General features: G+C 63.1%; 24 protein-coding genes. 15 read left to right on the top strand and 9 right to left on the bottom strand.

Annotated elements, in window-relative coordinates; translation table 11 throughout:
- Positions 1-8 precede the first annotated feature (8 nt).
- On the bottom strand, positions 9-2,468 hold the full coding sequence (locus AC2T3R_RS19565) for a TonB-dependent siderophore receptor (RefSeq protein ID WP_486744137.1): 2,460 nt from the start codon (positions 2,466-2,468) through the stop codon (positions 9-11).
- A 126-nt stretch (positions 2,469-2,594) separates the two neighbouring features.
- Complete coding sequence (gene pvdO, locus AC2T3R_RS19560; RefSeq protein WP_486744136.1) at positions 2,595-3,455, bottom strand: dihydropyoverdine dehydrogenase; 861 nt, start codon at positions 3,453-3,455, stop codon at positions 2,595-2,597.
- Between the two features lie 388 nt (positions 3,456-3,843).
- Between pvdO and AC2T3R_RS19555 the strand changes: the two genes are divergently transcribed.
- Positions 3,844-4,008, top strand: a complete 165-nt coding sequence (locus AC2T3R_RS19555; RefSeq protein WP_177328635.1) for a hypothetical protein — start codon at positions 3,844-3,846, stop codon at positions 4,006-4,008.
- Positions 4,009-4,124: 116 nt separating this feature from the next.
- Positions 4,125-5,006 carry a DMT family transporter gene (locus tag AC2T3R_RS19550; RefSeq protein ID WP_041505660.1) on the top strand — a complete coding sequence of 294 codons (882 nt, stop codon included), beginning with the start codon at positions 4,125-4,127 and terminating at the stop codon, positions 5,004-5,006.
- A 3-nt stretch (positions 5,007-5,009) separates the two neighbouring features.
- On the opposite strand, the gene AC2T3R_RS19545 is transcribed toward AC2T3R_RS19550, so the two are convergent.
- Both AC2T3R_RS19545 and AC2T3R_RS19540 read right to left on the bottom strand, forming a co-directional pair.
- A complete protein-coding gene (locus tag AC2T3R_RS19545; protein ID WP_232881374.1) occupies positions 5,010-5,468 on the bottom strand; it encodes a DUF4265 domain-containing protein in 459 nt (152 codons plus the stop codon).
- A 13-nt stretch (positions 5,469-5,481) separates the two neighbouring features.
- A complete protein-coding gene (locus AC2T3R_RS19540; RefSeq protein ID WP_486744135.1) occupies positions 5,482-6,357 on the bottom strand; it encodes a DMT family transporter in 876 nt (291 codons plus the stop codon).
- A 248-nt stretch (positions 6,358-6,605) separates the two neighbouring features.
- Between AC2T3R_RS19540 and aceK the strand changes: the two genes are divergently transcribed.
- Positions 6,606-8,321, top strand: coding sequence for a bifunctional isocitrate dehydrogenase kinase/phosphatase (gene aceK, locus AC2T3R_RS19535; RefSeq protein WP_486744134.1), 1,716 nt, complete (start codon positions 6,606-6,608; stop codon positions 8,319-8,321).
- A 128-nt stretch (positions 8,322-8,449) separates the two neighbouring features.
- Here the strand turns inward: aceK and AC2T3R_RS19530 are convergent, their stop codons facing one another.
- Positions 8,450-9,310, bottom strand: coding sequence for a DUF6279 family lipoprotein (locus AC2T3R_RS19530; RefSeq protein WP_486744133.1), 861 nt, complete (start codon positions 9,308-9,310; stop codon positions 8,450-8,452).
- Positions 9,311-9,441: 131 nt separating this feature from the next.
- On the opposite strand from AC2T3R_RS19530, the gene AC2T3R_RS19525 reads away from it, so the two are divergent.
- On the top strand, positions 9,442-10,278 hold the full coding sequence (locus tag AC2T3R_RS19525; RefSeq protein ID WP_013973728.1) for a CvfB family protein: 837 nt from the start codon (positions 9,442-9,444) through the stop codon (positions 10,276-10,278).
- Here the strand turns inward: AC2T3R_RS19525 and AC2T3R_RS19520 are convergent, their stop codons facing one another.
- On the bottom strand, positions 10,279-10,659 hold the full coding sequence (locus tag AC2T3R_RS19520; RefSeq protein WP_486744132.1) for a hypothetical protein: 381 nt from the start codon (positions 10,657-10,659) through the stop codon (positions 10,279-10,281).
- A 186-nt stretch (positions 10,660-10,845) separates the two neighbouring features.
- Here AC2T3R_RS19520 and AC2T3R_RS19515 point away from each other — a divergent pair, with 186 nt between their 5' ends.
- The 3 genes from AC2T3R_RS19515 to def all read left to right on the top strand — a co-directional run bounded on the left by AC2T3R_RS19515 (position 10,846) and on the right by def (position 12,739).
- On the top strand, positions 10,846-11,025 hold the full coding sequence (locus AC2T3R_RS19515; protein WP_015271319.1) for a CsbD family protein: 180 nt from the start codon (positions 10,846-10,848) through the stop codon (positions 11,023-11,025).
- A gap of 221 nt (positions 11,026-11,246) precedes the next feature.
- Positions 11,247-12,206, top strand: a complete 960-nt coding sequence (locus AC2T3R_RS19510) for a YihY/virulence factor BrkB family protein (protein ID WP_013973725.1) — start codon at positions 11,247-11,249, stop codon at positions 12,204-12,206.
- Positions 12,203-12,739: a peptide deformylase gene (gene def / locus AC2T3R_RS19505; protein WP_013973724.1), complete on the top strand. Its 537-nt coding sequence runs from the start codon at positions 12,203-12,205 to the stop codon at positions 12,737-12,739. Before AC2T3R_RS19510 ends, def begins: the two co-directional genes overlap by 4 nt.
- Here def and AC2T3R_RS19500 read toward each other — a convergent pair.
- The gene (locus AC2T3R_RS19500) at positions 12,694-13,062 is read right to left on the bottom strand and encodes a GNAT family N-acetyltransferase (RefSeq protein WP_410953335.1); all 369 of its coding nucleotides are present in this window, start codon (positions 13,060-13,062) and stop codon (positions 12,694-12,696) included. The two genes, def and AC2T3R_RS19500, sit on opposite strands and share 46 nt — an antisense overlap.
- Before the next feature lie 354 nt (positions 13,063-13,416).
- Between AC2T3R_RS19500 and AC2T3R_RS19495 the strand changes: the two genes are divergently transcribed.
- The 7 genes from AC2T3R_RS19495 (at position 13,417) to AC2T3R_RS19465 (ending at position 17,113) form a co-directional block, all read left to right on the top strand.
- Positions 13,417-13,674: a DUF2790 domain-containing protein gene (locus AC2T3R_RS19495; RefSeq protein WP_004375752.1), complete on the top strand. Its 258-nt coding sequence runs from the start codon at positions 13,417-13,419 to the stop codon at positions 13,672-13,674.
- A gap of 141 nt (positions 13,675-13,815) precedes the next feature.
- Positions 13,816-14,070, top strand: a complete 255-nt coding sequence (locus tag AC2T3R_RS19490; protein ID WP_085721171.1) for a type II toxin-antitoxin system HicA family toxin — start codon at positions 13,816-13,818, stop codon at positions 14,068-14,070.
- Positions 14,067-14,399 carry a type II toxin-antitoxin system HicB family antitoxin gene (locus tag AC2T3R_RS19485; RefSeq protein ID WP_015271315.1) on the top strand — a complete coding sequence of 111 codons (333 nt, stop codon included), beginning with the start codon at positions 14,067-14,069 and terminating at the stop codon, positions 14,397-14,399. Before AC2T3R_RS19490 ends, AC2T3R_RS19485 begins: the two co-directional genes overlap by 4 nt.
- 154 nt (positions 14,400-14,553) lie before the next feature.
- Complete coding sequence (locus AC2T3R_RS19480) at positions 14,554-14,979, top strand: YybH family protein (protein ID WP_013973722.1); 426 nt, start codon at positions 14,554-14,556, stop codon at positions 14,977-14,979.
- 44 nt (positions 14,980-15,023) lie between these two features.
- Positions 15,024-15,368, top strand: a complete 345-nt coding sequence (locus tag AC2T3R_RS19475) for a YciI family protein (RefSeq protein WP_013973721.1) — start codon at positions 15,024-15,026, stop codon at positions 15,366-15,368.
- 21 nt (positions 15,369-15,389) lie between these two features.
- On the top strand, positions 15,390-15,875 hold the full coding sequence (locus tag AC2T3R_RS19470; protein WP_013973720.1) for an SRPBCC family protein: 486 nt from the start codon (positions 15,390-15,392) through the stop codon (positions 15,873-15,875).
- On the top strand, positions 15,875-17,113 hold the full coding sequence (locus AC2T3R_RS19465) for an RNA polymerase sigma factor (RefSeq protein ID WP_061304444.1): 1,239 nt from the start codon (positions 15,875-15,877) through the stop codon (positions 17,111-17,113). The genes AC2T3R_RS19470 and AC2T3R_RS19465 overlap by 1 nt, the downstream gene beginning before the upstream one ends.
- A 126-nt stretch (positions 17,114-17,239) precedes the next feature.
- Here AC2T3R_RS19465 and AC2T3R_RS19460 read toward each other — a convergent pair whose 3' ends face one another.
- Both AC2T3R_RS19460 and AC2T3R_RS19455 read right to left on the bottom strand, forming a co-directional pair.
- Positions 17,240-17,710, bottom strand: coding sequence for a MaoC family dehydratase (locus AC2T3R_RS19460; RefSeq protein WP_012273633.1), 471 nt, complete (start codon positions 17,708-17,710; stop codon positions 17,240-17,242).
- Between the two features lie 34 nt (positions 17,711-17,744).
- A complete protein-coding gene (locus tag AC2T3R_RS19455) occupies positions 17,745-18,689 on the bottom strand; it encodes an alpha/beta hydrolase (RefSeq protein ID WP_054573789.1) in 945 nt (314 codons plus the stop codon).
- 219 nt (positions 18,690-18,908) lie between these two features.
- Here AC2T3R_RS19455 and fadD2 point away from each other — a divergent pair, with 219 nt between their 5' ends.
- Positions 18,909-20,597: a long-chain-fatty-acid--CoA ligase FadD2 gene (gene fadD2 / locus AC2T3R_RS19450; RefSeq protein ID WP_054573790.1), complete on the top strand. Its 1,689-nt coding sequence runs from the start codon at positions 18,909-18,911 to the stop codon at positions 20,595-20,597.
- Positions 20,598-20,945 lie beyond the last annotated feature (348 nt).

Below are 20,945 nucleotides of genomic sequence, written 5' to 3'. Positions count from 1 at the left end.
TCTGCTGATCAGAAATCGTAGCGCAGGTTCAGCGTCGCGTTCCTCGGCGCGCCATAGTGGCCATAGTTGCCGGCCAGGCCTGCGTAGTATTTCTTGTCGAACAGGTTGTCTACGTTCAGCGTGGCGGCCAGGTGCTCGCTGATCTTGTAGCGGGCCATCAGGCTGGCCACGGCGTAGTCTTCCTGGGTGATGCGCGTGTTGTAGCGGGTGGCCAGGGATTGCTGGGAGTTCCAGTTGACCCCACCACCAACAGTCAGGCGCTCCCATTCGCCGGGCAGGCGGTAGGTAGTCCACAGGCGGAATGTATCCAGCGGCAGTTGAGACGTCAGCCGAGCGCCATTGGCATCTTCCGTGCGGGAGTGGCTGTAACCGGTATGAACTTCAAGCCCGCGAGCCACTTCGCCGGACAGTTCAAGATCAATGCCCTTGGTTTCGGCGCCGCTGACCGCGCGGTAAGCGGTGGAGTTAGGCACGCCCGGTACGCTGAAGCCGGTGTCTTCCTCTGCAAGGTTGTCGCGCTTGATGAGGTAGATCGCCGCGTTGGCGTTCAGGCGACCATCGTAGAACTCACCTTTCCAGCCCATTTCATAGTTCTGCCCGATCACAGGGTCCAGCACCTTGCCGGTACGGTCGCGGCTGGTCTGGGGCTTGAAGATATCGGTGTAGCTGGCGTACACCGATTGCTCATCGGTCAGGTCATAGATCAGGCCGGCGTACGGTGTTACCTCTCCGTGCTCCTTAAGTTGCGTGGGGTTGCCAGTGCCAGTGGTCAATACCACCTGGTTCGAGTCCGAACGGTAGTTGGTGGTACGGGCACCGAGAATCATGTGCAGGTCGTCGGTGAAGTTGAGCCGGGTGGCAATGAAGTAGCCGGTCTGGCGGATGGTCAGGTCATAGTCCAGCAGTGGCGAATAGTTGCCAGGTTGCGGTATGCGGTTGCCCCAGGTGTAGAAGTTGAATGTGGCTTCCCCAGCTTTCCCGGTGAAGTGGTTGTTCTCGTAATCCATGTAGTCGAAGCCGGTAACCAGTTCGTGGGTCTGGCCAAACAGCTCGAAAGGCCCCTGCAGCGTGATGTTCATGCCCCGCTGAACCTGGTGGGCATCGACTTGCAGCAGGTCGGACTTGGCGTTGCCGGTGGCTTGATCGAGGGTAGATACGCCCGCACCGGTGCGGTAGAACGCCGACAGCGAGTCGCGATCGACATCCATGTAGTTGCCGGCCATCTTCAACTGCCAACCATTGCCAAGCTCCTGGTCCAGGCCGAAGGAGTAGTTCTTGGTGGTGTAGTCTTCATACATCCAGCGCGGCCCGGAACTGGTCGAGCGGGAGAAGTTGGTGGGCTGGCCATTGCTGAAGAACAGCGGCACACCTGGCGCGCCATTGGCGTCGTAGGTCTGGTAGTCCATGCCGAAGCGCACGGTGGTGGTATCGGTAAGGTCTGCTTCGAGCACGCCGTAGACCAGGTCACGGTCCTGGCTGTACCAGTCCATGTAGCTCTGGTTGCTCTGCTTGGCGGCCACCAGGCGGCCACGCAGCTTGCCGCTTTCGATCAGTGGGCCGGACACGTCGGCCTCGGTGCGATAGTAGTCCCACGAGCCCACACCGGCCTGCACATACGACTGGAATTCACGCGTGGGGCGCTTGCGTACCATGTTGACCACACCGTTGGGCTCGCCCGCACCGGTCATCAGGCCAGTGGCGCCGCGGACGATCTCGATGCGGTCGAACATGGCCATGTCCATCAGGGTGTTGGGCATGTTGCGCGTCAGGTAGTCTTGCGTGGTGTTCACGCCATCGAGCTGGTAGGTGCTGATTTCCGAGCCGCGTGAATAGATGTGAAAGCGCTCGCCACCGTCCTGGGACATGGTGATGCCCGGGTTCTGCTTCAGCACGTCGGTAATGGTCGCCAGGTGCTGGTCGTCCATTTGCTGGCGGGTGATGACGCTGATGCTTTGCGGTGTTTCGCGTATCGACAGGTTCATGCGGGTGGCCGTGCTGGTCACGCCGGTGGTGTAGGAACCCGTGCCTTCGGTAGTGGCCCCCAGGCCCACGCTATTGACGTTGGTCGCCGAAAGCTCGACCTGGCCGTCCTTTGCGGCTGAACCCGCTGTTACCGTCACGGTGTTGCCGTCGATCTGATAACGCAGCCCGCTGCCGCCCAGCAGGATGCGCAGGGACGAAGCGAGGTCGTGGCGCCCTTTGAGTGCGGAGGAGCGCAGGCCACCGATATCTTCCGGGCTGTACAGCAATTGGGTATCGGTCTGCCTGGCCAGTGCCTGCAACGCCGAGTTCATCGACTGCGCAGGAATATCCAGGGTCCACTCCTGTGCCTGCACCTGGGCAACCATCGCAGCGGATATCGCCAGGCCCAGGCCGATGCGTGTGAGCGCGCGCTGGGGACGAAGGGAATGACGGATCAGTAATGCTTTGGCAAGCGGATTGAGCGGGCCGGGGAGGGACTTGGACATCTATTGCGGTCTCGTTGGCAGAGGGTTTTTTTCTATGTCAGCTATATGACGCAGCACCTGTGAAAAACCGGAACGATTCTTATTGGCGATTTTTTTGGGCGATGCTGCGTTAACCGCGTCACAACTTCACAGTTCGCGTGCTACGCGAAAGCCGAGGAAGTCACCGCGGGTGGTCTTGAGGCGGTCGTTGCGGTTGGCCGAGCGGGAGAAGATCGGCGGCTCGCCCCAGTCGTTGCCGCGCATGTGCGCGCGGATGCACTTGGGGTCCTGGATCCAGGCGCTGCCGTCGGTGGGGGCGCCTTCGTAGCTGTCGTGGTAGCAGTCGGCGACCCATTCGTAGACGTTGCCGTGCATGTCGTACATGCCGAAGGCATTGGGCGGGTAGCTGCCCACCGGGGCGGTGAAGGCGTAGCCGTCCTTGGGGCCATAGGTGTTGGCGTGCTTGCTGATCTCGTATTTGCCAGGTTCGTCGAAGGGGAAGGGGAACGGGCCGCTGGAGCCAGCACGGGCGGCATATTCGCGTTCGGCTTCGCTGACCATGCGGTACGGCTTGCCGGTGGTTTTCGCCAGCCATCGGGTGTAGGCCTGCACTTCGTCGTAGTCGATACATACCGCCGGCTGACGGGGGCCTTGCTTGTAGCTGGGCTTGCTGGCTTCGCACCAGCGGCCGGGGCGGTCGTCGCCGCTCTTGATGACGGTGCCGGTGGCCTTGATATAGGCGTCCAGTTCGCCGGCGGTGACCTGGTAGCGGCTCATGGCGAAGGGCTTGGTGAAGGTCACGGTGTGCAGCGGGCCCTCGTCGGGCTGACGGCCGACTTCATCGTCGGGGGCCCCCATCACGTAGCTGCCGGCGGGCAGCACGACCATCTCGGGGCAGTCCTTGCAGTCTTTGAACACGTCGCCGGGCTTGGCGGCGTGGGCGTAGGCGCTGACCAGCAGCAGGCAGGTGATCTGGGCTGGCCGGTAGAGCCAGGCGGATACGTTCATCGGTGGTCCTCGAAACGGGTGAATGCGGGCTGCGTTTCGCATTCAGACGAATCGGGGTGGTGAGAAATTAACCAATATACACGCGACCCCTTACCAGCCAGTTAACGTCACTGGGGCTGCTGCGCAGCCCATCGCCGGCAAGCCAGGCTCCCACAGGGACCGCGAAAATCTTGAGTTCTGCGCCGTACTTGTGGGAGCCCGGCTTGCCGGCGATGGGCCGCAAAGCGGCCCCGGCAATATCGGCGTGGATGCAAAGAACTGGGGCCGCTTCGCGCCCCCTCGCGACACAAGGCCGCTCCTACACGGGATTGTGGCCGGCGGGGTAGTTGCCAGCCAGGAAACACCGGGCTATAGTCCAGCCCATTGTTCTCTCCCCGAAGACCTGTTCATGCCAGCCAACCCATCCACCACAAGCTTTGCCATCGCGCCAGTCGCGGGCATGGTCGTGCGTGGCTGCCAGCAGCCGGCGATGATCAGTCACTATCCACCACCACCTGTCAGTGGCGTCGTAGGCGGCGTAGCTCCGCCTCCTTGCGTGGTCGTGCTGGGCTGATCGGCTTCTGGCCGCATCCCTTCGCACACGCAACCTACTGAACACGGTCGGCGACTTCCCACGCTGAAGCGCACGCCGTCCGTCTGGCTTATTCGCCTTGAATCAGGTGGCAATACATGTCTGTCTTTAGCAAAGCATCCGTGGCCTCGGCGGCCACTACCAGCCTGTTCGTCCTGCTGTGGAGCAGCGGGGCGATCGTCTCCAAGCTCGGCCTGGCGCATGCCAGCCCGTTTGCCTTCCTGCTGTTGCGCTCGGCGCTGGCCCTGGCCGGGCTGCTGCTGATCGGCCCGTTGCTGGGGCTGCGCTGGCCGCGTAGTCGCGGGGCCATCCTGCGGGCCCTGGGCACCGGCTGTGTGCTGCTCGGCGCCTACCAGATCTTCTACCTGCTGGCGCTCGATACCCATGTCACCCCCGGCATCATGGCCACGGTGATGGGGGTACAACCGATCCTGACCGTGGTGCTGATGGAGCGCCAGCGCTCCTGGAGCCGCTTGTTCGGCCTCGGGTTGGGGCTTGGCGGGTTGATCATGGTGGTCTACCAGGGCATCAACCTGGGCGGGGTATCGCTGGCGGGGATGTTGTTCGCCTTGCTGGCGCTGGCCAGCATGACCTTCGGCTCGATCCTGCAGAAGCGCATCACCGACAACCCCATGGGCACACTGCCGCTGCAGTACCTGGCCGGCTTTGCCATGTGCGCGCTGTTCGCGCCGCTGCAGCCGCTGCATGTGGAGTGGACTGGCGGTTTCGTCGGCGCGCTGCTGTGGATGGGGCTGGTGGTTTCGCTGCTGGCGACCCTGCTGCTTTACCGGCTGATCGCCAAGGGTAACCTGGTCAATGTCACCAGCCTGTTCTACCTGGTGCCGGCAGTGACCGCGGTGATGGACCTGCTGATCTTCGGTAACCGCCTGGCGCCGCTCAGCCTGCTGGGCATGGGGCTGATCGTGGTGGGCCTGCTGTTCGTGTTCCGCAAGCCCGCCGCGCGCCTGGCCGAGGCGTAGGCCCTAGCGGAACTCTTCGGGGATGGCGTGGCGCAGTACGCCTTCCTCGAAGTCCAGCAGGCCGGCTTCGCGCTGGGTGAGCAGGTAGTAGAGCAAGGTGTCGAGCGAGCGCTGCGGCGGGACCTCGACCGCCAGCATCTTCACCGCCTGCTCGGTTTCGCAGTTGCAGCCGAAGTCGTGCAAGGCCGCGCATACCTGGTCCAGGGTTTCCGGGGGCTTGACGATCACCCGGAACACCGAGCTGCCGCTGCTGCGGCGTAGTTCGGCGAACCAGGTTTCGCCGGCTTCCTCACGGGTGCCGATCACGTCGCCCGGGGCGATGCCGTAGACATGGAAGGGAATGTTGTCGACGGCATAGCCGCCTTCCACGGCCTTGGCCCACAGGCCCTCGACCGAGGCGGGCGGGTAGCCGTTTTCGTCCTGCTCCAGGCGGAACAGGACCTTCTTGTACGCGTCGTTCATCGTGTACCCCGCTTCAGCTGCGCGCCGGACGCAGCACCAGCCACAATGCCACGCCAATCAGCAGGCCACCGTACAGGTGCGCCATCGACAGCGGCTCGTCCAGCAGCCATGCCCCCCACAATACGCCGAATACCGGGATCAGGAAGGTCACGGTACTGGCCTTGACCGGGCCGATCTCCTCCAGCAGGCGGAAGTACAGGATGTAGGCGAACGCTGTGCACAGCAGGCCCAGGCCGAGCAGCGACAGCCACACCTGCCAGCCGCCCCAACTGGCGGGTGGCTGGCTCAGCGCGCTCCAGGTGAACAGCGGGCTCAGCATCAGGGTGGCGCCGAGCATGCTGCCCAGTGCCGACAGGCGGCTGTCCAGGCCGCTGACCCAGCGGCGGGCGAGGAAGCCGGCAAAGCCGTAGCAGGTGGTGGCCGCCAGGCAGGCGAGGGCGCCTTGCAGCAGGGCCAGGTCCAGGGCCACCGGGCCGGCACCGCTGAGGATGCCGACGCCGAACAGGCCGAGGAAGATGCCGCAGAGCTTGGCCAGGGTCATCGGTTCGCGGAAGAACAGCACGCCGACCAGCACACCCATCAGCGGTGTGGTGGCGTTGAAGATTGCCGAGTAGCCGGCGGGCAGCACCTGGGCGGCCACGGAGTAGAACGTGGCGGGGATACCGGAATTGATCATGCCCAGCACCAGGCAGGCGCCGAGCTTGCCCTGGAAGTCCCAGCGCACGCGGGCGGCGGCGAGCAGTGCAACCAGGCCCAGGCAGGCGATGGACACACGGAAGAACGCCGTCGGCACCGTGCCCAGCTCGGGGGCGATGATGCGCATGAACAGGAAGCTCGCCCCCCAGACGGCGGCAAGGGTCAGCAGGCGGGCTAGGGCGATGGGGCTCACAACGGTCTCCGGAGGCAGGGCAGGGGCGCGAGTGTACGCCAGGGGGGCAGGGGATTCTTGTGCTTTCTTGCGGTGTAAACCTGTGCCGGCCTCTCCGCGGGCACGCCCGCTCCCACAGGTTCTCTGCAATGCTCGGCCCTGTGGTAATCCTGTGGGAGCGGGCGAGCCCGCGAAGAGGCCGGCACAGGCTCCGCAAAAACCAAGAGGCGACTAAGCTCTGTAACTCAACACCGCACCGAGGTCCTCGCATGCCCCAGCCCTGGCCCGCTGTCGAAATCGCCCGGACGATCCTTGCCGGCTTCGACGACTACCGCGACCACTTCCAGCGCATCACCCTCGGTGCCCGCCAGCGCTTCGAGCAGGCGCGCTGGCAGGATATCCAGCGTGCCGCCGCCGCCCGTATCAATCTCTATGAAGAGAAGGTCGCCGAGGTCAACGGCTGGCTGCGCCAGAGCTTTGCCGAGGACGTGCTGCTGGATGTGGAGCAATGGCCGTTGGTGAAGAACGCCTATATCCACCTGATCGACCCAAGGCTGGACGACGAGCTGTCCGAGACCTGGTACAACTCGCTGTTCTGCAGCCTGTTCAGCCACGACCTGATCAGCGACGGCTGCATGTTCATCCACACCACCCGACCGTCCATGCGCAGCCGTGAGCGCGCCGCGCAAACCCGTACCTATCGGCCTGACGGTGGGCTCAAGGGCCTGCTGCGGGCGGTGTTCAGCGATTACCCGTTCGATGTGCCGTACGGCGACCTGGAGGGCGACCTGGTGCGCCTGGAGGATCAGTTGCGCGACTGCCTGCCGGACTGGGTATGCAAGGATCCGACCTTGGCGTTGGAGCTGTTTGTGCCGGTGCTTTACCGCAACAAGGGTGCATACCTGGTCGGCCGTCTGTTCAACAGCGATGAGCAATGGCCGCTGGTAATCCCGCTGCTGCACCGCGAAGGGCACGGTATCGAGGCCGATGCGCTGATCACCGACGAGGCCGAGGTGTCGATCATCTTTTCCTTCACCCGCTCGTACTTCATGGTCGATGTGCCGGTGCCGGCGGAGTTCGTCAACTTCCTCAAACGCATCTTGCCGGGCAAGCACATTGCCGAGCTGTATACCTCCATCGGTTTCTACAAGCATGGCAAGTCGGAGTTCTACCGGGCGCTGATCAACCACCTGGCCAGCAGCGACGACCGCTTCGTCATGGCGCCCGGGGTGCGCGGCATGGTCATGAGCGTGTTCACCCTGCCGGGCTTCAACACCGTGTTCAAGATCATCAAGGACCGTTTTTCACCGTCGAAGACGGTCGACCGTGCCACGGTGATAGACAAGTACCGGCTGGTGAAAAGCGTCGACCGCGTCGGGCGCATGGCCGATACCCAGGAGTTCGCCGATTTTCGATTCCCGCGCAGCAAGTTCGAGCCGGAATGCCTGGCCGAACTGCTGGAGGTGGCGCCATCGACCGTGGCGCTCGAGGGTGACACGGTGCTGATCCGCCACTGCTGGACCGAGCGGCGCATGATGCCGCTGAACCTGTACCTGGAACACGCCAGCGAGGGCCAGGTGCTGGAGGCCCTGGAGGATTACGGCCTGGCCATCAAGCAGCTGGCGGCGGCGAATATCTTCCCTGGCGACATGCTGCTGAAGAACTTTGGCGTAACCCGCCATGGCCGGGTGGTGTTCTATGACTATGACGAGATCAGCTTCCTGACCGAGGTGAACTTCCGCCATATCCCGCCGCCGCGTTACCCGGAGGACGAGATGTCGGGCGAGCCGTGGTACTCGATCGGGCCGCATGACGTGTTCCCCGAGGAGTTTCCGCCGTTCCTGTTTGCCGATATCGGCCAGCGGCGCTTGTTCAGCCGCCTGCATGGGGAGTTGTACGACGCGGATTACTGGAAGGGGCTGCAGGCGGCGATTCGTGACGGGAAGGTGATCGATGTGTTTCCGTATAGGCGCAAGGGGCGGTGACTGTGCTTTAGCAGGCCCGGCCTCTTCGCGGGCTTGCCCGCTCCCACAGGTACATCACAGCTCTCGAGGGCAGTGGGTTCCTGTGGGAGCGGGCAAGCCCGCGAAGAGGCCGGGCCTGCTTTTCCCAATTACCCCTTCAAACACTTCAATTCACTGAAATCGGTGCGCACCTTGCCCAACCGCTCCTGCAGGTGCCGCCGCTGCTGCGGGGTACTCTGGTGCACCAGGTCCACCAGCAAGCTGCGCGCCTGCTGCTCGGTATTCTGATACGCCGCCCGGTACTCCGGCGTCCACAAACTCTCCTTGCGCTGCAACAGCGTTGCCAGGCGCGGCTCGAAGCTGGCGTCGTTGCGCTGGTTCATCGCCAGCAGCAATTGCTGCTGCCAGTGCGCGCGGTTGGCGATCCATTCGCGGTTCTGGTCGCCCAGCGCCTGGGACCAGGCCTGCACGCGCTGCTTCTGTACCGCGGTCAGCTCGCCAAACCACGGCGTCAGGCGTTTCTCCATGCGTTCGGTACGGCGGGCGATCTGCTTGTCCAGCGGCGTATCCACATACTTCTTCTGCCGTTCGCTGATGTCCTCGCGGAACGCCTCGCGCATCTCCGCCACCTGGGCATCGCTCATGCCGCGCAGCAGCTCGGTGGCCGAAGGGGTGATTTCCTCGGCTACCCGGCCAATCGCCTCGCGGGCTTCGCGGGTACGCTGCTGCAGGGCCTGGTCGGTCACCTGGTCGTCAGCGACCATGCCGCGTACCCGGTCCAGCCAGTCGAGGTAACCAGGCAGCTGGGTCTTGCAATGCCAGGCCAGGTGCTCCCGCAGGCGGTCGTCAAGCATGGCCTTCTGCTCGCTGTTCATGGCCAGGTAGTCGCCCAGCGACCACGGCACCAGGCGGTCGAGGTTGCGGTAGGCCAGGTCGATACGGCTGCAGGCGGCCAGGGCCAGGGCGCAGCCGATGGCGACGAGCAGGGCTTTGGACAGGCGTAGCGGCATGGGCTGCTCCTTGCGGGTGCTTGCCGGTCGGTAGACGCAAGAGGGACGCTGACGGTTCCACTGCATCAGCGGTCGGGCGGCGCGCTGGCTTCAGGTGTAGAATAGCCGCCTTGTCTTGAGGAACATCGGAAATGGCTCTGCTTGGGCGTTACAACAGTTTGCAAATCGTGAAACACGTGGACTTCGGCCTGTACCTGGACGGCGGCGCCGACGGCGAGATCCTGCTGCCCGGGCGCTACATCCCGAAAAACGCCGAAACCGAAGTGGATGACTGGCTGAACGTGTTCATCTACCTGGACAGCGAAGACCAGTTGATCGCCACCACCGAGAAGCCCAAGGTGCAGGTTGGCGAGTTCGCCAGCCTCAAGGTCAAGGATATCAACGGTGCCGGCATCTTCCTCGACTGGGGCCTGTCCAAGGACCTGCTGATGCCGTACTCGGAAGAGGCGCGGCCGCTGAAAATCGGCGACTACTGCGTGGTACACGTGTATCTCGACAAGCGCACCCGCCGCATCACCGCCACCTCACGCCTGGACCGCTACCTGGACCGTACCCCGGCGGACTACCAGGTGGGCCAGCCGGTCGAGCTGCTGGTGGCCGGCGAGACACCGATGGGCTTCAAGGCGATCATCAACAACCGCCACTGGGGCCTGATCCACAAGAACGAGGTGTTCAAGTTCCTGCGCTCGGGCATGCACGAGAAGGGCTTCATCAAGGAAGTGCGCGCGGACGGCAAGATCGCCTTGAGCCTGCAACCGGTGGGTGCTGCCCTGGCCGACAGCCTGCAGGAGCAGATCATGGCGCGCCTGGAGGCCGAAGGTGGGGTGCTGGGGGTGTGCGACAAGAGCGACCCGGCGCTGATCAGCAAGCTGTTCAACGTCAGCAAGGGCAACTTCAAGAAGGCCATTGGCGGGTTGTTCAAGCAGGGCCGCATCGTCATCCATGACGATCGCATCGAAAAGGCCTGATCAGGCCTGCACGAAGCTACGGAAGTCCAGCTGCTCGCCACCCGGTCGGGTGTCGCGCAGCAGCGAGTCGCGGTCGGCGCTGAGGGCCAGGCTGATGGTCGAGCGGCGCTTGCCGGGGTTGCGCACTTCCATCTGTTCCTGGTGAGCGCGCAGGAAGTTGGTCGGCACCTTCAGGTGCTGCAGCTCGTCGCTTTCCGGGGTGTGCAGCAGCAGGTTGACCCAGTCGGGCTGGCCCTTGCGCAGCAGCGCCACCGGCACCTCGAACCACCACAGGTTGCGCTTGCGGTCGAGGATGGCGAACAGGGTGTTGCTGCTGGTCAGCACCGGGCGGGCCAGTGCTTCGTTACGCCGGGCGATGGCGGCGGGTTTGTCGAGTTTCATGCAGGTTCCTGCGGGTTGACGCTATGAAGGCCTGCATTGTGAGGGGTGGCGGGTAGCGGGGCAAGGTTTGCCAACCGCCTTGCCGCTCGGTTCGAAGGCGAAAAAACTGTTGGAACGCTTGGCGAAGGCGTCGGGTCCACCGACTGTCGGCACGGTCCACGTGCCCCCAATTGCAGGAGTTTTGCCATGAGCGGTACCAAAGACAAAGCGAAAGGCTTGGCCAACGAAGCGATCGGCAACGTCAAGCAGGGTGTCGGCAAAGTGACCGACAACGAGCGGCTGCGGGCCGAGGGTGAAGCGCAGGAGCTCAAGGGCGAGGGGCAACAGATCAAGGGCAATGTGAAGGACGCGGTGAAAAAGCCTTGATGTGACTGGCCTGTCCCGGCCTTTTCGCGGGTAAACCCGCTCCCACAGGTACTGAACAGATTTCAAGCACTGTGCGGTACCTGTGGGAGCGGGCGTGCCCGCGAATAGGCCGCTACTGGCGTAAGCAAATTCTTGCAGCATGGCCGGGATCAGCACAGCAGCGGCATGGTCTATTAGACTTACCCGTGGTACCCACGAATCAAGCGGCGAAAGGAGACGCTATGATTTTCCCCGACCTGCGCGGCCTGCCCCTGCACCGCGTGCTGGTACGCACCGTCAAGGAATTCCTCGACGACGAGATGTCGACCTACGCTTCCGCATTGGCCTACCAGATGCTGTTCTCGTTGTTCCCGTTCCTGCTGTTCCTGATCGCCCTGATCGGTTTCCTGCACCTGCCGGACTTCTTCTCCTGGCTGCGCCTGCAATCGGAACTGGTGCTGCCACCCCAGGCGCTGGAGCAGGTCAACCCGGTGATCGACCAGTTGCAGCAGTCCAAGGGCGGGCTGCTGTCAGTAGGTATCGTGATTGCCTTGTGGACCGCATCGGCCGGTGTGCGCCTGATGATGAGCGCGATGAACGCCGCCTACGATGTGCCCGAGGGCCGCCCGGTGTGGAAGCGCATTCCGTTGTCGATCATCTATACCGTGGGCATTGCCGGCATGTTGCTGGTGGCAGCGGCGCTGATGGTGCTGGGCCCGCAGGTGATGGAGTGGATTGCCGCCCAGGTAGGCATGCAGGAGGTGATCGTCACGGTGTGGACCATCCTGCGCTGGCCGGCGATCATCATCCTGATGATGGTGGCGGTGGCGCTGATCTACTACGTGATGCCCGATGTCAAGCAGCAGTTCCGCTTCATCACCCCGGGTTCGGTGCTGGCGGTGGTGGTGTGGATCTTGGCGTCGCTGGGCTTTGCCTACTACGTGAAGACCTTTGCCGACTACAACGCGATGTACGGCAGTATCGGTGCAATCATCGTGCTATTGCTGTATTTCTATATCTCCGCTGCCGTTTTGCTGCTGGGCGCGGAGATGAACGCAGTGATCGAGCACATGTCGAGCGAGGGCAAGAACCCTGGCGAAAAGGACGTCGATGAGCACAAACCCCGCGAAACCATTACCGTGCTGGGCCATGAGCACCCCGTTCCGAGCGAGCACCAATCTTCAGAGCCGAACCCCAGATGATCCGTGACATTCTCAAGATGGGCGACGAACGCCTGCTGCGCATCGCCCCGCCAGTGCCCGAGCACATGCTCGGCAGCGCCGAACTGCAGCAACTGATCGACGACATGTTCGAAACCATGCGCCATGTGGGCGGTGTGGGCCTGGCCGCGCCACAGATCGGTATCGACCTGCAGCTGGTGATCTTCGGCTTCGAGCGCAGCGAGCGTTACCCGGATGCCGAACCGGTGCCGCAGACTATCCTGCTCAACCCTGTCATCACGCCCACATCCAGCGAGATCGAGGACGGTTGGGAAGGCTGCCTGTCGGTGCCCGGCCTGCGCGGTGTGGTACCGCGTTTCAAGCACATCTGCTATGAAGGTATCGACCCCCAGGGCAACCCGATCAACCGTTTTGCCGACGGCTTCCATGCGCGGGTGGTGCAGCATGAATGCGACCACCTGATCGGCCGGCTTTACCCGTCACGCATCCAGGACTTTTCCCGGTTCGGCTACACCGAGGTGCTGTTCCCCGGGCTCGACGCCAGCGACGACTGACCCCGTTGCAGTGCCACCAGGCGTTTGCTGCGCTGGTAGCGCTGCAGGCGGCCAGCCAGGGTTTCCGGCAGTTGCAGAGCCATGTCGAAGCCCAGGCGCTGGTAGAAGGGCGCAAGGTCCGGGTGGCAGAACAGCCAGGTGGGCCCGCCAGCCTGCGCCAGCGCCGCCTCGACCAACCGCCCGGCCACGCCCTGGCTGCGCCGCTGCGGGTCGACGAACAACCCGGTCAGCCACAAGCCATCGCCCACCGTGCTCAGGCTCAAGCCTGCGATGATGCCGGGGCCCCGCGCCACCCACAGCTCAGCATCGCCCGCAGCACGCATGCGTGAGCCGTGCTGGCGGTAAAAGTGGTCCAGCAGCCGGCGTTCAGGGGCCGAAAGTTTCGAACAGTACAAATTTTCAGAAATTGCGCGCCCTGCCCTGAAAGGTGGCCAGAGGCTCTGGCCCGATGTTTTGCGGTGAACTTTTCGCAGATTGTTGCATATCTGGCAAGGGTGAATGTCCGAGTTCGGGGTTCAACTATTCCAGGCCGGGAGTAGACTTTTAGCCATCCCCACTGGCAGTACGAAGCGGGATCGGTACTTCGTGCCATCTTCACCGCAGATGGCAACTTCTCCGCGCCGGGCACGGCAATAGAAGTCAATCGATCAGCTTGAATGCTCAAAAGGCAAACTCACATGAAACCATTACTGATTCTTGCATTGGTCGGTATGTCCTCGTTCGCCCTCGCCGATGAGGCCAGACCCGTCTCCAGCGAGCCCGTCGCCCAGCAGTACGACTACTCCATGAACCTGGACATCAAGCGGGTGATCAACCTGTCGACCATCCCCAACGTCTGCGAAGTGGTACCTGCGACCATGACCTACGAAGACCACCAGGGCCAGGTGCACACCATCCAGTACCGGGCCATGGGTGAGGGGTGCCAGCAGGGTTGATCGGGCTCTTGCCTGGTGTTGATGGCCCTTTCGCCGGCTTGCTGGTGACGGGGCCATCAACCGTCCTGCAGTTCGAGCAACAGAAAAATCCTGAATGAATATCGAGGAAAAAGTGCTATCTTAATTTGATAGCATTTTTCGATGAACACTCGATACCGCAAAGTCCTCGACGCAATTTTCCGAACGCCGACCACGGCGTCGTTGGCTTTCTCCGAGATCGAGGCATTGGTACTCCATCTGGGCGGTGAGGTGCTGGAGCGGCAAGGCTCCAGGGTCAAGCTGGTGCTGGGTGGCCAATGCTGGAGATGCCATCGGCCTCATCCAGGCAAGGAAGCCAAGCGGTATCAGATTGAAGAAGCCCGTGAATTCCTCTCGCGGGCAGGAGTCAGGATATGAGTTGCATGCGCTACAAAGGCTACGCCGCCCGTATCGAGTACGACGCGCGTGACGATATCTTCGTCGGCCGTGTGCTTGGTATGCGTGACATCATCAGTTTTCACGCAAGCTCGGTGCCCGAGCTGCATGAGGCGTTTCGCGATGCGCTGGAAGATTACCTGGCCGATTGTGCAGAGCAGGGCATTGCGCCGGAAAAGCCTGCCTCGGGCAAAGTAATGCTGCGTATCCGGCCCGAAGTTCATGCTGCCGCGAGTGTTGCTGCCCGTGCCGCCGGCAAAAGCCTCAACCAGTGGGCCGACGAGGTCTTCGAACAAGCCGCAATGGCCTGACCAAGCCTGCTTTCGTTACTCGCGGGTATTCTGCAATTACTCATGCAGAATAGTTTCCGTTGCCTGTCGATTCCTCCAGTTCCCGTTCGACCAATAGGTGAGAGCACGTTGCCCCCCGTGCCCAATCACCCATGACCTGTCGGAGGAACCCCCGATGAGCACCGCAGCCGAAACCGAGATACGCCAATTGATCGAGCGCTGGATGCAGGCCGTGCGCGATCGCGACATCCCCAACATCATCGCTCCCTATGCCGACGACATCGTCGCCTTCGATGCCATCCAGGCCCTGCAGTTCAAGGGCAAGGCAACCTACCAGGCGCACTGGGAAATGTGCATGGGCATGTGCCCCGGCCCCATGGTTTTCGAATACGCCGAACTCACCGTGCATGCCGCTGGCGACCTAGCCCTGGCCCACTGGCTTAACCGCTGCGGCCCCGCGGACAACGAAAGCCAGTGCGGCTTCATGCGCGCCACCGTGGGCTATCGTCGTCAAGGTGGCCAGTGGCAGGTAATCCACGAGCACTGGTCGGCGCCGTTCGACATGCAAACCCAGAAGGCGCTGTTCGATCTCAAACCCTGAACCGTTATCGCCAAACGCACTTTGCCAATGCCCTGGAGGCGACCATGAAATACCTGTGCCTGGTCTATTGTGACGAGGGGCTGTTGCACAGCCTGCCCGACAGCCCGGAAGACGCCGAATGCATGGCGTATGCCGAATCCATCCAAGGCTCCGGGCGAATGCTGGCGGCCGAGGCGCTGAAGCCGGTGCAGACTGCCACCACAGTGCGCATGCGCAACGGGCACATGAGCCTGACCGACGGCCCGTTCGCCGAGACCAAGGAGCAGTTGGCGGGCTTCTACCTGGTGGAAGCCCGCGACCTGAACGAGGCGCTGAACATCGCCAAGGGCATCCCCGCCGCGCGGGTCGGCAGTGTCGAGGTGCGACCGGTGCGCGAACTGCAACCCTGACAGCAATGGAGACTTCCCAGCATGAGCCTGGCACACCCCGCGCAAGTGCAGCACGAGCTGTCCATCAGTCGCCTGATCGACGCACCGCCGTCCAAGGTGTTCCGCGCCTGGACCGACCCTCAGTGGCTGATGCAATGGTGGGGGCCGCACGGCATGACCACCCCGGAATGTGAGATGCAGTTGTGGATCGGTGGCCTGTTCCGCACCGTGATGCGGGCGCCGGATGGCAGCGATTACCCGAACCAGGGCGTATTCCTGGAGATTGCTGCTCCGCGACGGCTGGTGTTCACCGATGCCTTCGGCCCAGGCTGGGTGCCTTCGGACAAGGCGTTCATGACTGCCGTGATCAGCTTTGACGAGGAGCAAGGCAAAACCCGCTACACCGCCCGCGCCTGGCACTGGAATGCCGCCGACTGCCGCGCCCATGAGGAAATGGGCTTCCACCAGGGCTGGGGAGAAAGCCTGGACCGCCTGGTGGAGGTAGTGACCCAGCGGATGCCCGACTGATGACGGCACTGGCGCAGGTGCGCGCCGAGGTCGAGGCGGTCTACCGAAACGAGTCACGGCGCATCCTGGCGACGCTGATCCGCCTGTTGGGTGATTTCGACCTGGCCGAGGAGGCCATGCACGATGCCTTCTTCATCGCAGTCGAACGCTGGCAGCGCGACGGTATTCCCGATAACCCGCGGGCGTGGCTGGTGTCCACTGGCCGCTTCAAGGCCATCGATGTGCTGCGTCGGCGCGCCCGGTTCGACCGTTCCCAGGCGGACCTGAGCATGCTGCTCGACGGCCAGGCGCAGGACCCCAGCGAAGAAGAGCTGCTGGCCGACGACCGCTTGCGGCTGATCTTCACCTGCTGCCACCCGGCCTTGTCCGCCGATGCCCAGGTGCCGCTGACCCTGCGTGAAGTCTGCGACCTGACCACCGAGCAGATCGCCCGTGCTTTCCTGCAGAGCCCGGCCACCATCGCCCAGCGTATCGTGCGCGCCAAGGCCAAGATCCGCGATGCCGGCATCCCTTATCAGGTGCCGGAGCTGAACGAACTGCCCGAGCGCCTGGAGAGTGTGCTGCGGGTGATCTACCTGGTGTTCAACGAGGGCTATTCGGCGTCGTCGGGCGAGGCGCTGTTGCAGCAGGAGCTGAGCGATGAAGCCATACGCCTGGCGCGGCTGCTGGTGCAGTTGCTGCCCGACCCGGAGGCGGTCGGCCTGCTGGCCTTGATGTTGCTGCAGGCATCCCGGCAGCGGGCGCGTACCGATGGCCGGGGCAATCTGGTATTGCTCGAGCAGCAGGATCGTAGCCTGTGGGACCGGCAACGCATTGCCGAAGGTTGCGAACTGGTGCGCCAGGCCCTGCAAAGCCGGGCGTTCGGTGCTTATACCGTGCAGGCGGCGATTGCCGCGGTGCATGCCGAAGCGGCGACAGCCGAAGCGACCGACTGGGCGGAGATCGTCGGGCTGTATGACGTGCTGCAGCGGCATTGGCCGTCAGCTGTGGTTGAACTGAACAGGGCCGTGGCGCTGGCGAAGCGGGATGGGCCGGAGGTTGGCCTGCGGGAGGTCGAAGGGATTCTGGCGCGGGGAGAGTTGCTGGACTATCACCTGGCGCATGCGACGCGGGGTGAGCTGCATTACCAGCTGGGGCATGTAGAAGAGGCCCGGGCGGCCTGGCGGCAGGCGCTGGCGTTGACCCGGCAGGAGCCGGAGCGCAGGCATATCGAGCGGCGGTTGCAAGCTATCGAATGATGTTGGCTGGACTGGCCTCTTCGCGGGCACGCCCGCTCCCACAGGTTTTCCACTGGGTTGAAGGCTATGCAATCCCTGTGGGAGCGGGCGTGCCCGCGAAGAGGCCGGTACTGCCTACATCACTTTTCAGCTAGCCACAAAATTCGGCGGCGACACCAGCTCGACGGTCTGCTGCTTGCGCGGTGCCAGGATCTCGGCCTCGCCCTGAACCACCAGCTCATCGTTCTGGTTGTAGACATTGGTGGCGATACGTACCTTGAACTTGGGCAGCTTCTCCAGGATTTCCAGGCGTACGGTCAGGGTATCGCCAATCTTCACCGGCTTCTGGAAGCTCATCTGCTGGCCCAGGTAGATGGTGCCAGGGCCAGGCAGGGTGCAGGCCACTGCAGCACTGATCAGCGCGCCGCTGAACATGCCGTGGGCAATGCGCTCGCGGAACATGCTCTTGGCAGCGAACTCGGCGTCCAGGTGTACCGGGTTGTGGTCACCGGACATCGCGGCGAACAACTGGATGTCGCGTTCTTCGACGGACTTCTTGTACTCGGCCTTCTGGCCGACTTCGAGGGCTTCGTAAGGCGTGTTGGTGACCTGGGACATCGGGGCTTCCTTAAGCGGTAGGCGAGGGCGGCTATCATTCACTGCGCACAGGGCGGCCAAGAGCCAGCGCCTGTTCAAGCCAGACGAGAATATCGGCGGTGACCTCGTTACGGTTGGTTTCGTTGAGTACTTCGTGCCGCGCCTCAGGATAGACGCGCAGCTGTACATGTCGATTGCCGGTCGCGCGCAGGGCGTCGGCCAGATGGGTGAGACGCTTGCCGGCACTGACCGGATCACATTCACCACCGATCACCAGCAGCGGCAGGTTCGGATCGATCTGCGCGAGGTTACTCGGCTGGCTGATCTGCGCCAAGCCTTGCAGCAGGTCGAGCCACAACTGGTTGCTGCAGCGAAAGCCGCACAGCGGGTCGTTGACGTACAGGTCGACCTGCGCCGGGTCGCGGCTGAGCCAGTCGAACGCCGTGCGGTTGGGCTTGAAGGCCTTGTTGAACGAGCCGAACGACAACCATTCTATGAGCGCGCTCTTTCCCAGCGGCCCTTGGCGCCAGGCCTCCAGCCGGGCAATCAGGCGCGCCACACGGTAGAGCGCTGCCGGCTGGTAGTTGGAGCCACTGAGGATCGCCCCATGCAGGCTGCCACTGTGGTGCAGCAGGTAGGCCTGGGCGATGTAGCTGCCCATGCTGTGGCCGAACAGGAACAGCGGTGTGCACGGGAATTGCTGACCGATGTGCTGGGCCAGCAGCCCGATGTCGTTGACCACGGCATTCCAGCCATGATGGCGGGCGAACAGGCCGAGGCTGCCCAGCTCGGCCGTGCGTCCATGGCCGCGCTGGTCGGGGGCGAACAGGGCGAAACCGGCCTCGCTCAAGGCATGGCCCAGGTGCTGGTAGCGCCCGGCGTGCTCGGCCATGCCGTGGGCCAGCAGCACCACGGCTTTTACCGGTGTGGCCGGCAACCATTGGTGCACATACAGGCTGCAGTGCTCGCTGGCGGGTAACCAGAAGGCGTCGTGAGGCATGGCGGGTCCTTGTGCGCACAGGTACCCGAACAGTGTATGCACAACCGACCGGATTGCAGGAAGGGCACAAATAAGATTCACAATGTTAATGGCGGCACTTGGCGTATATGCCACCTTGGGCTTACCTGCTAACGTCGGATCAACGCCTTTTCGCTTTCGGGCGGGCAGGTGAAAGGATTACAGGACTCACAGCAGGTCCAGGCAGAGGAACAATAATAAATGCAAGCCGACTTCTGGAATGACAAGCGCCCGGCGGGCGTGCCTTCCACCATCGACATCAATGCCTACACCTCGGTCGTCGAGGTGTTCGAGCGCTCCTGCAAACGCTTCGCCGACCGCCCGGCCTTCAGCAATTTGGGCGTAACCCTGACCTACGCGGACCTGGAACGCCATTCGGCGGCCTTCGCCGCCTGGCTGCAGCAGCACACCGACCTCAAGCCGGGCGACCGCATCGCGGTGCAGATGCCCAATGTGCTGCAATACCCCATCGCTGTGTTCGGTGCCCTGCGCGCTGGCCTGATCGTGGTCAACACCAACCCGCTGTACACAGAGCGCGAGATGCGCCATCAGTTCAAGGACAGCGGCGCGCGTGCGCTGGTGTACCTGAACATGTTCGGCAAGCGCGTGCAGGAGGTATTGCCCGATACCGGCATCGAGTACCTGATCGAGGCGAGGATGGGCGACCTGCTGCCCACCGCCAAGGGCTGGCTGGTCAACACCGTGGTCGACAAGGTCAAGAAGATGGTGCCGGCCTACCAGCTGCCCCAGGCGGTGTCGTTCAAGCAGGTGCTGCGCCAGGGCCGCGAGCTGCCTCACAAGCCGGTGCCGCTCAGCCTGGACGACACTGCCGTGCTGCAATACACCGGTGGCACCACCGGCCTGGCCAAGGGCGCCATGCTCACCCACGGCAACCTGGTGGCCAACATGCTGCAGGTGCTGGCCTGCTTCTCGCAGCACGGGCCGGACGGGCAGAAGCTGATCAAGGATGGCCAGGAGGTGATGATCGCGCCGCTGCCGCTGTACCACATCTATGCCTTTACCGCGAACTGCATGTGCATGATGGTCACCGGCAACCACAACGTGCTGATCACCAACCCGCGGGATATTTCCGGCTTCATCAAGGAGCTGGGCAAATGGCGTTTCTCCGCCTTGCTGGGCCTGAACACGCTGTTCGTCGCACTGATGGACCACCCGGGCTTCCGCCAGCTCGACTTTTCGGCGCTGAAGGTCACCAACTCCGGCGGCACCGCACTGGTGAAGGCCACCGCAGAGCGCTGGGAGGCGCTTACCGGTTGCCGCATCGTCGAAGGCTACGGCCTGACCGAAACCTCGCCGGTGGCCAGCACCAACCCCTATGGCCAGCTGGCGCGTCTGGGTACGGTGGGCATCCCGGTGGCGGGCACCGCCTTCAAGGTGATCGACGATGACGGCAACGAGCTGCCGCTGGGCGAGCGGGGCGAGCTGTGCATCAAGGGCCCGCAGGTGATGAAAGGCTACTGGCAGCAGCCCGAGGCCACGGCCCAGGCCCTGGATGCGGAGGGCTGGTTCAAGACCGGCGACATCGCGGTGATCGACCCGGACGGCTTCACCCGCATCGTCGACCGCAAGAAGGACATGATCATCGTCTCGGGTTTCAACGTGTACCCCAACGAGATCGAGGATGTGGTGATGGGCCATCCCAAGGTCGCCAACTGCGCGGCCATCGGCGTACCGGACGAGCGCTCCGGCGAGGCGGTGAAGCTGTTCGTTGTGCCGCGCGAGGGCGGGCTGAGCGTGGATGAGCTGAAGGCCTACTGCAAGGCCAACTTCACCGGCTACAAGGTGCCCAAGCACATCGTGCTGCGCGAGTCGTTGCCGATGACGCCGGTGGGCAAGATCCTGCGGCGGGAGCTGCGCGACATAGCTTGATGCCGGGTTGGCTTCTTCGCGGGCTTGCCCGCTCCCACAGGTACTGCACAGCATTCGAGAACTGTGAGGTCCCTGTGGGAGCGGGCAAGCCCGCGAATGCCGTGAAACCGCTCTAACAGGCTATTTATAGCCCGATATGCGACATTTTGGATAATTACTCTAAAAATGACCTGTATTGTTCATTGAGTCATTTTTGTGACCGTGAGGCCTGTTTTGGCCTCTAGGCGACCCCAGGCAAAGCTGTTACTCTCGGCCCGCTTTCAGATGATCCGGTTTGCAACGAGCCGTCATCCCATATCAATAATAAGCGCATCGACGCGTGAATCGAACTTCGCTGTTGCTGAAGGA

The organism is Pseudomonas sp. PVC-5-1, from assembly GCF_057444345.1.
Note: the sequence above shows the minus strand (reverse complement) of the source record. Positions and strands in the feature narration are given on the sequence as shown.